Below are 221 nucleotides of genomic sequence, written 5' to 3'. Positions count from 1 at the left end.
TTTCTCTTGTACTTCCGTACTTGAAATTGGCTTTTGTACTTGCTCTACCACTACTTGCTGCATTGGTTGCTCTTCCACTTGTGGTTCTACTACTACTTGCTGCACTGGGCGCTCTTCCACTTGTGGTTCTACTACTTGCTGCACTGGGCGCTCTTCCACTTGTGGTTCTACTACCACCTGCTGCATTGGGTTTTCTTCCACTTGTGGTTCTGCTACTACTT

At 47.1% G+C, this 221-nt stretch carries 1 protein-coding gene; it reads right to left on the bottom strand.

The annotated features are described in order from the left end of the window. Nucleotides 1–221, bottom strand: a 221-nt coding sequence (locus MR107_RS31040) for a hypothetical protein (protein WP_242293226.1), incomplete at both ends; no start/stop codon positions are given.

Origin of the sequence: Bacillus cereus group sp. BfR-BA-01441, assembly GCF_022663075.1 — a bacterium.
Lineage (GTDB): Bacteria > Bacillota > Bacilli > Bacillales > Bacillaceae_G > Bacillus_A > Bacillus_A cereus.
The sequence above is the reverse complement of the archived record's forward strand: the minus strand, read 5'-3'. Positions and strand labels throughout refer to the sequence as shown.